This is a genomic window from Anatilimnocola floriformis (assembly GCF_024256385.1).
Classification (GTDB): Bacteria; Planctomycetota; Planctomycetia; order Pirellulales; family Pirellulaceae; genus Anatilimnocola; species Anatilimnocola floriformis.
In genome coordinates, this window is sequence record NZ_JAMLFW010000002.1 from 1,609,997 (window position 1) to 1,622,623 (window position 12,627).

10 protein-coding genes are annotated in these 12,627 nt (G+C 59.7%); 5 read left to right on the plus strand and 5 right to left on the minus strand.

The genetic code is table 11. The annotated features are described in order from the left end of the window. Positions 1–16: 16 nt before the first annotated feature. From M9Q49_RS30970 to M9Q49_RS30980, 3 genes are all read right to left on the minus strand, one after another. Positions 17–2,425: a BatA domain-containing protein gene (locus M9Q49_RS30970; protein ID WP_254513177.1), complete on the minus strand. Its 2,409-nt coding sequence runs from the start codon at positions 2,423–2,425 to the stop codon at positions 17–19. Between the two features lie 8 nt (positions 2,426–2,433). Continuing rightward, positions 2,434–3,339, minus strand: a complete 906-nt coding sequence (locus M9Q49_RS30975) for a DUF58 domain-containing protein (protein WP_254513178.1) — start codon at positions 3,337–3,339, stop codon at positions 2,434–2,436. A gap of 119 nt (positions 3,340–3,458) precedes the next feature. Further along, positions 3,459–4,517: an AAA family ATPase gene (locus M9Q49_RS30980; RefSeq protein ID WP_254513179.1), complete on the minus strand. Its 1,059-nt coding sequence runs from the start codon at positions 4,515–4,517 to the stop codon at positions 3,459–3,461. 801 nt (positions 4,518–5,318) lie between these two features. On the opposite strand from M9Q49_RS30980, the gene M9Q49_RS30985 reads away from it, so the two are divergent. From M9Q49_RS30985 to M9Q49_RS31000, 4 genes are all read left to right on the plus strand, one after another. Continuing rightward, positions 5,319–6,917 (plus strand): DnaA/Hda family protein, encoded by a 1,599-nt coding sequence (locus M9Q49_RS30985; RefSeq protein ID WP_254513180.1) that lies wholly within the window; start codon positions 5,319–5,321, stop codon positions 6,915–6,917. A 44-nt stretch (positions 6,918–6,961) separates the two neighbouring features. Further along, complete coding sequence (locus M9Q49_RS30990; protein WP_254513181.1) at positions 6,962–7,162, plus strand: hypothetical protein; 201 nt, start codon at positions 6,962–6,964, stop codon at positions 7,160–7,162. A gap of 314 nt (positions 7,163–7,476) precedes the next feature. Continuing rightward, entirely contained in the window at positions 7,477–8,382 is a 906-nt protein-coding gene (locus M9Q49_RS30995) for a DUF1559 domain-containing protein (protein ID WP_254513182.1), read from the plus strand. Between the two features lie 30 nt (positions 8,383–8,412). Next, positions 8,413–8,592: a hypothetical protein gene (locus tag M9Q49_RS31000; RefSeq protein ID WP_254513183.1), complete on the plus strand. Its 180-nt coding sequence runs from the start codon at positions 8,413–8,415 to the stop codon at positions 8,590–8,592. 9 nt (positions 8,593–8,601) lie between these two features. On the opposite strand, the gene M9Q49_RS31005 is transcribed toward M9Q49_RS31000, so the two are convergent. Both M9Q49_RS31005 and M9Q49_RS31010 read right to left on the minus strand, forming a co-directional pair. Beyond that, complete coding sequence (locus M9Q49_RS31005) at positions 8,602–9,261, minus strand: DNA-3-methyladenine glycosylase family protein (protein ID WP_254513184.1); 660 nt, start codon at positions 9,259–9,261, stop codon at positions 8,602–8,604. 38 nt (positions 9,262–9,299) lie between these two features. Beyond that, entirely contained in the window at positions 9,300–11,480 is a 2,181-nt protein-coding gene (locus M9Q49_RS31010) for a hypothetical protein (protein WP_254513185.1), read from the minus strand. A gap of 554 nt (positions 11,481–12,034) precedes the next feature. On the opposite strand from M9Q49_RS31010, the gene M9Q49_RS31015 reads away from it, so the two are divergent. Next, positions 12,035–12,619, plus strand: coding sequence for a helix-turn-helix domain-containing protein (locus M9Q49_RS31015; RefSeq protein WP_254507121.1), 585 nt, complete (start codon positions 12,035–12,037; stop codon positions 12,617–12,619). The last annotated feature ends 8 nt before the right edge of the window (positions 12,620–12,627 follow it).

The following is a 12,627-nucleotide window of genomic DNA, read 5'->3' on the forward strand; positions in this document are numbered from 1 at the left end:
GCGGCTGACCACCGCATTATCGCGCCCGACCGAACCACCAGGCAAATAATTGCTCCGAGCAGAGCACCACGACCACGGCCCACAGCAGGTACCACCAGATCTCCGAATTGGCGCCGCTGCTGTCGAGACCACTCAGTTTGTCGGCCGTGATGATTTCGACTTTCGCATCGCCGAGGTTCTTCTTCAAAACGGCCTGGTCGACACGCTTCAAATCACCTTCGGTCGGATCGACATTGGCCGCGAACAACACTGTTTCGGGATTTGTCGAACCACGGCGGGCGAGTTTCAATTCGTAAAAGCCCTGCAGATCGGTGCTCGGATATTCCAGCCGCCAGACGGTGGCTTGGCCGTTTGATTTGCCGTTGGTGGGAGCCACGGCAGCGACATCGAGCGGCTGGGGCGTGGTCGCTGGCTCGTCCTTCTTCGCTGGTTCGTCGCCATCAATGGCCGTGGCTTGCACGTTGGCTTTGCGTTCGCGAGGGCCTTCGAGCGAGGCGTCGATTTCGTAGTTCGTCAGATCGAGCGGTTGCCGGATCGGCTGGGCGACGCGGAGCAAACCTTGATCGCCCCGATTGCCAGCCAGGTAGCGGACCATTTCCTGCATCACGATCAAATAGCTCGGGTCGCTCGTCCAGTTCGTCCAATCGGCATCGGCCGGAACGGCGCTGAAGAAGACGCGGCCCTGACCGAACGATCGTTCGGCGAAAGCCGGCGAATCATCCGGATCGTTCAGCTTGGCCGTGATCGCCACCTGATTGCCGACCTGTTCCTTGATTGGGCTCGAGCCCCACCAGCGGAAGAGCTTCACGTTGTCGAGGAAGGGGTTGTTTTGACCGCCGAACACCTTGAGCACTTCGTGATTGGTCTGCTCGACGCGAAGGAGCGACCAAGTTTCGTCGGTTTCGTCACCCTTGATGTTCTCGAGCTTCAGCGGCGACAGTCCTTTGCCATCCTTGAAGTAATGCTGATTGAAAAAGGCTTCGTCGATTTGATCGCCGGGGAAAATCACCAGCCCGCCGCCAGCCGCGACCCAGCGCTCCAGCGCGGCGATGGTTTCTTCGGGCTTTTCTCCGAGACGATAAACATTGAGGAGGAAGATGACTTGGTACTTATCCAGCTTGAGCGATTCAAATTCGCTCTCGGTCACGATATCGGCGGCGATGCCGCTGGGAACCGGGCCGTGCGGCGACAAAGCACGCTTGAGATAAAACGACTCGGCTTTGCCGAAGGCGGACGAAGGATCGCCGTCGACGATCAAAGCCGGAATGCCGCGAACGAGCCGGGCGGGAAAGTACGAAATGCTGTCGGCGGGAAGACGATCGTCTTCGCCTTGAGCGGCTGAAGAGACTTCGATCTTCACTTTCCGCGGCGCGAGTTGTCCTGGACCAGCAGCGCCATCGGTCTCCTCATCGCCGGTAAAGGCAAACGCAAAGCTGGTGTTCACTGTTTCGCCGGGGCCGATCTTGTCGATTTCGTTTTGCAGCGGCAAAGCTTCGCCAGCGACGAACTTCACGCGCACGTCTTTGGCTTCGGTGCTGCCGAAGTTGGAAACGGAAACATCGAACCGCGACGACACGCCTTCGACGAGCGTTCCTTCCGGCTTGACGGCGGTGATCGCCAGATTGCGATCTTCGGTGTCGCCCACGTCGACGATGTAGCTGGCCGAGGCCAACTTGCTGATGCGCGTCATCATCTTGGCCGGCGACTCAGGCGTTTCATCATTGGCCCGCCAATCGTGCTGCCGCAAGTCCGAAACGATGTAGACCACGCGATTGATGTTCGCCGGTTGCGACGACAGGTATTGTTCGAGTTCCTTGAGTGCCGCAGGGAGGCCGGCCGGTTGATCGCTGGCTTCGAGCTTGCCGAGCAGATCGTTGATCTCGGTAACGCTTTCGCGCGACAAGTGCGCGCCGTTGTAAACCGGCTTGTCGGGGCGCGACGTGAGGAGAAGCGTCAGCGAGTTGTCTTGCGAACCATCGGAGAGGGAGTTCGTCAGATCGACGACCCGCTTCCGCGTCAGGTCCCAGATCGAATCGTTTCCTTGCCGCGTTTGCATGCTCAGCGAGTCATCGAGCAGGATGATCCGTTCAAACTGCTGGGCATCGATCAATCCCGCCGTCATCGCCGTCGGAAAGAACGGCCGGGCGAGCAGCAAGCCGAGCAAAAAGATCGCCAGGCAGCGGAGGAGCAGCAGGATCAGATTTTCGAGCCGTACGCGTCGGCGGTTCTTCTTTTCTGCATCGAGCAGAAATTCCATCGCCGCCCAATCGACGATTTTGAATTGTCGCTTGTTCAGCAAATGGATGATGATCGGCACCGAAATGGCTGCCAGACCGATGCCGGCTAGCAGCGGGTTCGTCAAGAACGTGCCGGCCCAGCTGCTCAAGCCGCCGAGCGCTTCGAATTGACCGATGAGGAAGGGCATGGTGGGCATCAGTGGCGCAGCGCCTGACGGCGGACTTTTTGACGGAAGGTAAGGTAAGTGCCGAGGACCGCGTCGAGCGGATCCTTGGTATTCATCAGCACGTAATCGATGCCGGCCGAGGCGCAGGTCTTGCGAACTTCCTCGAGAAACTTCTGGACGTTCTCGAGATAGCTCTTACGCAGCGACCGCGGTTCGGTGTGCAACTGCACGTTCATTTCCAGGCCGCGAAAGAGCGTGTTGTCCTGGAAAGGAAACGTCAACTCGTCGTCGTGCATGACCTGAAAGACGATCACTTCATGCCGCCGCAGCCGGAACTGCCGCAAGGCTTCCGACAGCGTGGGAATGTCCGTGAAGAGATCCGAAAAGAGCACCACCATGCCACGGCGGCGAATCTGCTGGGCGAGTTCCGGAAACACGCGCGAGACATCGGTCTGCTCATCGACCTGCAACTGCTCGAGCTCGTGCATCAACAGCTTCAGGTGATTGGGGTGCGAGCTCGCCGGCAAATACTTTTGAACCTTGGTATTGAAGGCAACCAGGCCGACGGCGTCTTGCTGTTGTTGCAGCAGATAGGCGAGGCTGGCGGCGCCGGTCGCGGCATAGTCGAACTTCGACCAAGGCGCCGTGTACCGCATGCTCTTGCTGCAATCGACGAGGATGGTGCAGCGCAGATTGGTTTCTTCTTCGTATTCCTTGATGTAATGCCGGTCCGTCTTCGACCAGACTTTCCAGTCGATGTGCCGGATGTCATCACCGGGGGCGTATTCGCGGTGCGTGGCAAATTCCACCGCATAGCCGTGATACGGACTGCGGTGCTGGCCCGAAATAAAACCCTCGACGACCAGGCGGGCCCGCACATCGAGCCGCTTGATGCGATCCAGGGTTTTCGGATCGAGATAAGTGGGTAAGGACATGAGCAGTTTCTTTGTAGGCCGGAACAAGCTGTACTCAACGCAGTTCCGGCAGATGTGCACTTCATGCCGGAACTGCGCGTTGCTTGTTCCGGCCTACGCCATCGAACTTCAAACTTGCTTTAGCCGAACGCCCGCTTCAGCTCCGGCGCCACATCGTCGCCCTGTCGGCGAGCCGGGATTTCGGCCAGCAGCTTGTCGATCACCTTATCAGGCGTGATCCCAGCCGATTCGGCGTTGAAATTGGTGATGACGCGATGGCGGAGCACCGGATAGGCGACGGCCTTGATGTCGTCGGTGTTCACAAAGAACCGGCCGTTGAGCATCGCACGGGCCTTGCCGCCGAGCAGGAGGAATTGCATACCGCGCGGGCCCGAACCCCAGCTGACCCAATCCTTGATAAAGCCTGGCGCATCGGCTTCCATCACGCGAGTGGCGCGAACCAATCGCAAGGCATAGTGCAGCACGTGCGGAGCGGCCGGCACGCGGCGAACGAGCTGTTGCAGGCGGATGATCTCTTCGCCGGAGAGGACTTCCTTGACCGTGGCCACGATGTTCGAAGTCGTGCTCTCGGCAATCCGATATTCTTCGTCGTAGCTGGGATACTTCACGAAGACCTTGAACATGAAGCGGTCCTGCTGCGCTTCGGGCAGCGGGTAGGTACCTTCTTGTTCGATCGGGTTCTGCGTGGCGAGCACAAAGAACGGCCCTGGCAGAGTGTGCCGCTTGCCGCCGATGGTCACCTGGCGTTCTTGCATCGCTTCGAGCAGCGCGGCCTGGGTCTTCGGCGGCGTACGGTTGATTTCGTCCGCCAGAATGATGTTGGCAAAAATCGGCCCGCTGATGAAGCGGAAGCCACGTTCGCCGGTTTCCTTGTTTTCCTGAATCACTTCCGTGCCGGTAATGTCCGACGGCATCAAGTCGGGAGTGAACTGAATGCGGTTAAAGGCCAGGTGCAGCGAGCGGGCCAGCGTGCTGACCATCAAGGTTTTGGCGAGGCCCGGCACACCTTCGAGCAGGACGTGACCTTGGGCAAAGATCGCGATCAGAATCTGTTCGACCACTTCCTCTTGGCCGACGATCACTTTCGCCAGTTCGCTGCGGACGGCCTGATAGACGGATTTCAGGTTCTCCAAGGCCTTCAGGTCTTCGGGACTGGCGGCATCGGCGGGATTACCCATGGAAGCAATTCCTTCAGGAAGAAAAATACTGCGAGGAAAACAGAGGGGAAAAACAAGGAAGAGTACGAAACGCGACCGCGGAGATCCGGCGGGTTCTGAGCCGCGTTGCTCGCCACGCGCCCTCGCGGTCATTCTCTGAAACCGCAAGTGCGCACCGAGCGCCATTCCCTAAGTGCCATTTGCCAGCACAAAAGTTCAACTTCTCGAAACCGGCAATGAATACCCAGACAGAACCGCCCGCGCGACCAGCACGCCCCATTCTAAATGCCCCACGGGTCAATACCAGCGCTGGCCGCTCGGGCGCTGCGGATTTCCGTTCTGCGTTTCACTTCCAAGCGACGACTCCACAACGCGCCGAGCTCACCTCACGGCAAATCCATTTTCTGAAAAGCACGGCCTGCCAACGACTTCCGCCTCGCTCTGGCAAACTTGCGCCGACTCGGCGACAAGATTTCCACGATCATCTGGAGCCCGATCGCGCGCTCTCGAATCAGCTCGCTCACGGTTTTTTGCCAGTTTCACTGCAGGATGAAGAGCCCATGAAGTTTTTCCGCTAGCGACCTCCCTCTGTCGGTTTGACACCCTAGCTAGCACGGCTACAATCGCCGACGTCGTAACGGGCAATCAACGAGAGTTGGCAATTGAATGCTGACTCTCTTTCCTTTCAGGACTCGTGCTGCAATCGCCGGCAGCCACCGTACGGTTTCACCTTGGGAATGAATCCCCTCGGCCGAAAACCGCCGGTGCAGTTCCCCCCTCGGAATTTCGGCGCTAGCGGTGCGCGCGTAGGATGCGATCAGCGTGACCAGGGACGATATGGAGATCGTGTCAGCCGTGCAAACCGCATTGGCTGGCAAGGTCGGAACTCAACTAGTCGCGATGTGGGCCAGCGCCTCCTTTTCGTGGAAACGGGAAGGAGAACGCCTGATCCTCACCGCTCCCGATTCCTTCCGGCTCGATCGGCTGCGACGGTTCAAGGGCGAGCTGCAGGCTGCCGCAGTCGATGTCATCGGTCCACAAGCGATCGTTGATCTGAGAGTCGCCGAGCAGTCGAAAACGGCTGTGGTTGGCGGCCGCGTCACGCCGATAAAAGGCGGACCGGTACAACGGGAATTTCCCGGCTTGGTTGCTGTTGATCCGGCCCCAGTCGAATCTGCCGCCGCCGTACCGTCCTCTCCCCCCGCTGCCCCCAGCACGATTCACCCGCCCTTGCTCCCATCTGATACTATTGAGCAGTCGCCTCCTCCGGCCGCGGCAACGATTTTTCGTTTGCCCAGCGTGCCAGCTGCAAGCCACAATGCTTCCTCCCCGGACGATTCGTCTGATCAAACTCCTGCTCAACAACCTCACCGCATGGCGCGTCGTAACTTTGCATCGCTCGACGCCTTTGTAGTAGGAGAGGGGAATCGTCTCGCGCACGCTGCAGTCAAAAACCTGCTGAGCCAGCTCGGCCGTTACTCGCCGCTGTTCCTTTCGGGACCACCCGGCAGCGGCAAGACGCACCTGCTCGAAGGTTGCTGGCGCTATGCCCGCCAAGTCGCGCCGCAGCGCCGCACTATTTATCTGTCTGCCGAACAGTTCACCACACAGTTCGTCGAAGCCCTGCGCGGCTCCGGGTTGCCCAGCTTTCGTCGCAAGTATCGCGATGTCGAATTGCTGCTGATCGACGACTTGCAATTCTTCGCCGGTAAACCGTCGACCCTCACCGAATTGCAGCACACCGTCGATACGCTCCTCCGCGCCGGCCGCCAGGTTGTCTTCGCCGCTGATCGCAGCTTGCCCGAGCTGAAGAACCTCGGCAGCGAGCTCGTCGGCCGTATCGGCGGCGGCTTGGTTTGTGCAATCGATGCCGCCGATCTGCAAACTCGGCTCGGCATTCTCGAACAACTCGCTGGTTCGCATCAAACGCCCACGCCGAAGACCGTGCTTGAGTGGCTCGCCACGCAACTCGACGGCGATGCCCGCCAACTCGCCGGCGCGCTCAATCGTTTGCATGCCACCAGCGAAGCCCTGCACTGCCGCATCGACCTGCCGTTCGCGCAGCGGGCGCTCGCCGATCTGGTTCGCGTCAACCGCAAGGCAGTCCGCCTCGCCGACATCTCAAACACGATCTGCGAAATGTTCGGCATCGACGAGCAGTCGCTCCAATCCGAAAGCAAGTCGCCGGTCGTCAGTCATCCTCGCATGCTCGCCATGTGGCTGGCCCGCAAATACACCCGCGCCGCCCTCTCCGAAATCGGCAAGCACTTCGGCCGCAAGAGCCACACCACCGTCATCTCGGCCGAAGACAAAGTCAGCGAATGGCTCGTCAGCGGCAAGAAGAGCCTCCTCCTCCCCGAAGGGGACTGCCGTCTCGAAGACGTCGTCAAACGGGTTGAATCTCAATTGCGCCTGGCATAGCACTTGCGGGTGCTTTGGCAATTTACTCACCCGGAGAAATTGCCATGGCGAAGAAAAAAGCCGCCGCCAAAAAGAACTCGCTTGTGAATAACATCAACAAGCGAAAGCAGGCCGGTAAGAGTCGCAGCAAAAAGAAGAGCACCATCAGCCAAGAAGCCTACAGCGACATGCAAAAAGGCTGGCCGAAGAAAAAGACTGCGAAGAAGAAAACGGCCAAGAAGAAGACTGCCAAAAAGAAAATGTAGGCCGACGCGTAAATGGCAGGTGTCGGCAAGAAAATCAGGCTCTGCCGCTTCTGATCTTTAGTGGTGTAGTCGCAAATTCTCAGATTGAAGCGGCAGACCGAGATGAGCGCCGCTTTGTCACTGCGGACCACCGCCAATTGCGCGAAGGTTTCATCAAATTATCGGGCTGTATTTGCAGTTCTTGTGAATAGTTTGTGAAGTGTAGCCCTTCTGAGCGGAGACCCCGTTCTGTCCTCGCACGACTGATTTCTATAGTCGAAGCAGGCCTGCCAGAGACAGGTTTGCTAATCAGTTTTGCGGAACGGAGGAACAGGATGAATCGGAAATGGACCATGGCGCGAGTGTCGCGCCGGCGCGGATCTTGGGGATTTACGCTTGTCGAATTGCTGGTCGTGATTGCCATCATTGGAGTGCTCGTAGCGCTCCTCTTGCCAGCCGTGCAAGCGGCCCGCGAAGCAGCGCGGCGGATGCAATGTCAGAACAATTTGAAGCAGATGGCGCTCGCCGCGCACAATCATCACGACACCTATCTGTACTTTCCCAACGCCGGCTCCGATGGTCCCACGCGGACTTGCTGCAATGCAGATGATCGCCGCGGCTGGAGTTGGGCGTTTCAATTGTTGCCGTTTATCGAACAGCAGAATGTCTTCGATCAAACGTCCGACGCGGTCGTCAATCTCGCTGCGATCAAGAGTCACTATTGCCCCACGCGCCGTCCGCCGGCGAAATACGGCAGCTCGGCGAAAAACGATTATGCAGCCAACGGCGGCAACGTCATCGGCGAATACGGCAAGGAAGGTTGCTTCATTCGCCAGTGGGCGACGGTGAGCACCACCACACCGCTCAGCACGCCTGTCGATCAGCAGCGCCGCATGGCCGACCTGCTCGATGGCACGAGTCAGACGTTGATGATCGGCGAGAAGCAAGTCCATCCCACCACGTGGGGCACGGCAGGAGGCGACAACGAACCGTGGAACAATGCGGGTTGGGACGAGTGCATCGTTCGCTTCGGTTCCGAGACGCCGCAGCCCGATCATCTTCATCCGGATAGCACGCAACCCACGTTTTGGTCGCGCCGCTTCGGCAGCACGCATCCGGGCGGCGTGAACGTTGCCCGCGCCGATGGATCGGTCATCAACGTCACTTTCAGCGTCGACGCAACGGTGTGGAAAAACTTCTGCACGATCCGCGACGGCAACATTCTCAACGGCCCATTTTAATTGAATCTCGGAATTCACGAAGGAACACACATGACTCGTTACACGTGCGCTTGGCTGGCCATCGGCCTGTGCGTTTTATCCGCCGTGGGCTGTTCGCAAAGCAAAAGTCAGTTGCCGACATCGGCCACCGATGCCGAAGTGCAGCAGATGAAAGCCGACGAACAGCGCGTCGCAGCCGAAGAATCAGCCCGCGAGAAACAAGGGCTGTAGTTGGTTGAATTAGGGCGTCGTCTTCGCCAGATCGCACGCCCGCCACAAGTACCACGCCGCTGCCGATCGAAAGGGTTGCCAGCGGCGGCCTTGTTTGGTGATCGCATCCATCTCGGCAAGATCTTCGGTCGCGCCCTTCTTCGCATACGTCAGCGCAAAGCCTTTGCGAATTCCGAGGTCAGCAACCGGCAGCACGTCGAGCCGGCCGAGCGTGAACATCAAAATCATCTCCGCCGTCCAGCGGCCCACGCCACGAACTTCGGTCAGACTTTCGATGATGGCTTCGTCGTCCATCTTCACGAGTTGCTTGCGCTCGGGGACGAGTCCTTCGGAACTACGCGCCGCCAGGTCGCGAATCGACAGCAACTTGTTGCGCGACAGCCCCGCGCCACGAAGCGTTTCATCCGACAACGTCGCAATCGCGGCAGCGTGCTCGGTCGGCTTCTTCGGCAACAACGCAATCACCCGGCCGTGAATCGTTCCGGCCGCTTTGCCTGAGAGCTGCTGATAAACAATCGCTTTCAGCAGCCCGGAAAAAATCGTCCCGTTCGCCGGCAACAACCGAAACGGCCCCGCCTGCTCAATCAGCCCCGCGAGCTTCTTATCCGCAGCAGACAGATGCGCGATGATCTCCTCAGACCTCGGATGATGGCCGTTGCTATCGCTCATTCTGCCTTCTGCCTTCTGCCTTCTTCGTTCTGCGTTCGTTAATCCATTCCTGGCAACCACAACTTGCTCTTGGGTTCGGCTGAGGCGGCGGGAGCGCTGGGGGTCCACACACCGGCTGCGGCGGGCGCGGGGGCGGCTCCCATGCCGGGCATTCCTGCCATGGCGCCGGGCATTCCTGGCATGCCACCAGGGCCTGGCATACCGCCGGGGCCGCCTTGCGGGCGGATCAAACCGAGCTGCGCGAGCATCATGTATAAGCCTTGGGCGATGCCTGGTTCGTTCATGTGCTTCGAGCGAAGCGTGTCCATGATGCGCGTGAACTCGGCTTGTTCGCCGCGGAGCAAACGGAGCGGAATCTCTTGCAACATGAACCGCGCCGGCGAACGGCCGCGAGCAGCCGCCCATTCCTGCGCCTTCAAGAGCAGGTCGAGCGTCTCGCCCGGGTCGCCCGATTGGCGCGACAGTATCTCGAAGACGTCTTCTTTATTTGCGACCTTGTCGAGTGACGGTCGAGCGACAATTTCGCGCCCCACCTTCAGCACGATCCGCTTGCACGAGACAAGCGTGCCGCGCGTGAAGGCTTGCATCAGCTCATCGTCATTCAGCTTTGTCGCGTCGACGCGGCAGAGTTGCGCGAGCGAAGCCCGTTGAATGTTCTTGCCCGAAACTTCGAACTCACCGAGCTCCGGCAAGCCGAGCGCCTTGCGCAGTTCGTTGAAGATCGGTTCTTCTTGCGGCTGCGCGAGGTCCATCAGCAGGATGGTCGCGAGGGCTTTGTTTTGCAGCGCGGGATCGGCGGCGCCTTCGCGGAGCGACTTCCCTTCGAGGCTGGCTTGCGGCGAATCGGGCAACGTATTCAGCAGCAAATGCCGCCGTTGCGCGAGAATGAGATCTTTCCGCAGATCGGCCGGCGTATCGTCGGGGAACCGCCAGTTCACGGCGAGGATGGCCGCGTTGCGATTGTTAAAACCAACGGCTTCTTCGGTCGGTTCACCTTGGGCATGCGAACCGATGAGCGACTTCACCACGGCCACGCGGTCGGCGAAATCGTCGAGCTTGGGCGCCGTGAATTCAACGCGAGCATCGCGATCGGTTTGCTTGCCGTAGAACAGGACTTCGCCCAGGACCCGCGGAATCGCTTCGCGGGTAATGTCGATACCCGTTGCGGGAACGGCGCGATCGAGCACAAAGAACGCAGCCAGCGGCGGCGGTTCGCCTTCGGCCAGATCGAGTTCGTTGGGGTTGAGATTGATCGACTGCAGTTGCTTGTTCGAGATCCAGGCTTCCTTCAGCGTCGGCGCATCGTTGACGATGAACGTAGCCGTCACTTCTTGCACTTGATATTCCTCACCATTCATGGCGAGGAACTGCGCGAGGCCTTCGGCTTCGATGGCTTCGTCGCGGGGCACGGCGGCGAACGAAGCGTACTTCTGGAAGATGGCTGCGGCGATGTCGTCTTCGGCGAGCGTGACGAGCAGCGCACCGAGGTTGCGCCAGATCGACGGTTCGTTCGGTTCGCTGGCCGCGATGGCTTCGAACTTCTTCGCTGCTGCTTGAAAACAACCGAACTGCGCATCTTTCAAAGCGCTGCCGAACTCCGCGAGACCGGCCGCCGTCAGCGAGCCTTCCATCGGCGGCGGCACGAGATCGGCAAAGGTGTGGGCGACGAGCGGCACCTGGCCGCTGGCGTCGAGGTCCATCATCGCGCCGAAGGCTTGCTCGTCCTTGCCTTGCGTGACGCGAACTTGATAGGTGAGATGGCCGCGGGCCGCGAGAACTTCGCCCGTGGCAAACAGTGCGCGACCGACCGTACCAATGGCTTGATACACCAAGTGGTGGATCTTGCCCGGGTTCTTTTCGAGAGCTTCTTGCACCTCGCCGATGGCTTCCAGCACCTTGCCGTCCTGGCAGTCGAGCACCGCGGCCAGGCCGAGGCCGGCGGGGTTAGCCGGGGCTGCTTCACGCAGTTTGTCGGTCGATTGGCGGGCCTGATCGAGTTCGCCAAGGCTGAGCTCGACGATGGCTTTGTACATGAGGGCCGATGGCAACTTGGGATGCGTGGCCAGCAGCTTGTTGATGTGATCGAGGGCAGCCATCCGCTGTTCGCCTTCGATGGCGAGCTGGATTTTTTCGAGCTCATTGCTGACGTCGGCGCCGCAGCAGAACTTGAGCTTCTTTTCGCTGCCGCAGGGGCACGGTTGATAGGGATCGAGGGCCATTGCGTTACTTTCGCGCTTGTTGGGCTGCCGGAAACTGCCACGTGCGTGCAGGCAGTGGCGTCTCGACGGCGGGCCTGTGAATTTTCCGTAAATTGTTACGCCGCAAGCCCTGCAATGTAGCAAAGCCCGGCACGGGGCGGGAGAAGGGCCTTTGGCCCGAACACATCGCGACCGTGGGTGATAGCACTGGAGCAATTACCCTCGCTCTAGATTTCGAACGAGCGAAAACTCAAGCGAACTCCTTGCCAGACCGCATTCCGATTTTCCAACCTCGCAGCATTCGCCTGATCTTTTGGTAACCGTTCACGCTGGCGCTGATTTCGGGAGGGCGAGGCTCCCGCCGAGCCGCGCCGGTCGAAAACAGTCGCCGATGGCCTTCGCAATTCCACCCCGGCGGCTCGGCGGGAGCCTGTCACGCGACATAAAGTTATGCCGTTAATCGCGACACATAGTTTTGCCGTTAATCGCGACATAAAGTTTTGCCGGGTTGTGGGATTCGGTAGCATGAGTTCGTCTCGGGCGTCTGGTGAATTCGTTGCTGCGGAGATTCGATCATGCCTCGTGCTTTGGCTTTGGCGGTTCGGCGGGCGATTTGGCGACGATCTAAGAATGGGCAGTCGGTGGCGCTCATCGCCCAGGAGTTGGAGTTGTGCGAGCGGACGGTGAGGAGCTTTTTGCAGCGGTTGCGGGCGCGGGGCGAGGCTGCGTTGGCGGCCAATTATCAGGCGTGCGGCAGAGAGCGTTCGCAGGATGCGGAAGTGGTGCGGCGGCGAACATTGCGATTGCGTGAGCAGCATCGGCGCTGGGGCGCTGAGCGTTTGCGAATTGAATTAACGCGGTGGTTTGTTGCGGCTCAACTTCCCAGCACGCGCACATTGCAGCGCTGGTTGCGGACCACGCGGCCTGCGCCGAGTGGTCGTCGCCAGGGCACGCGCGTGACGCGAGCAGAGCAGCCGCACCACGTTTGGCAGATTGATGCTGCGGAGCAGAAGCGACTGGCCAGCGGCGCGCCGGTGTCGTGGTTGCGCGTGGCCGATGAGTGCAGCGGCGCGGTGCTAATGTCGTTTGTTTTTTCCCCTCGGTCACTTCACGCAGGTTCCCGTGGTTCGCGTGCAGGCCTGTTTGCGGCAGGTTTTTAGCGAATATG

What these genes read in the sequence shown, in the direction of transcription:
- M9Q49_RS30970 (WP_254513177.1), bottom strand. Translation starts at nt 2,425, where the DNA reads ATGCCCTTCCTCATCGGTCAATTCGAAGCGCTCGGCGGCTTGAGCAGC.
- M9Q49_RS30975 (WP_254513178.1), bottom strand. Translation starts at nt 3,339, where the DNA reads ATGTCCTTACCCACTTATCTCGATCCGAAAACCCTGGATCGCATCAAG.
- M9Q49_RS30980 (WP_254513179.1), bottom strand. Translation starts at nt 4,517, where the DNA reads ATGGGTAATCCCGCCGATGCCGCCAGTCCCGAAGACCTGAAGGCCTTG.
- M9Q49_RS30990 (WP_254513181.1), top strand. Translation starts at nt 6,962, where the DNA reads ATGGCGAAGAAAAAAGCCGCCGCCAAAAAGAACTCGCTTGTGAATAAC.
- M9Q49_RS30995 (WP_254513182.1), top strand. Translation starts at nt 7,477, where the DNA reads ATGAATCGGAAATGGACCATGGCGCGAGTGTCGCGCCGGCGCGGATCT.
- M9Q49_RS31000 (WP_254513183.1), top strand. Translation starts at nt 8,413, where the DNA reads ATGACTCGTTACACGTGCGCTTGGCTGGCCATCGGCCTGTGCGTTTTA.
- M9Q49_RS31005 (WP_254513184.1), bottom strand. Translation starts at nt 9,261, where the DNA reads ATGAGCGATAGCAACGGCCATCATCCGAGGTCTGAGGAGATCATCGCG.
- M9Q49_RS31010 (WP_254513185.1), bottom strand. Translation starts at nt 11,480, where the DNA reads ATGGCCCTCGATCCCTATCAACCGTGCCCCTGCGGCAGCGAAAAGAAG.
- M9Q49_RS31015 (WP_254507121.1), top strand. Translation starts at nt 12,035, where the DNA reads ATGCCTCGTGCTTTGGCTTTGGCGGTTCGGCGGGCGATTTGGCGACGA.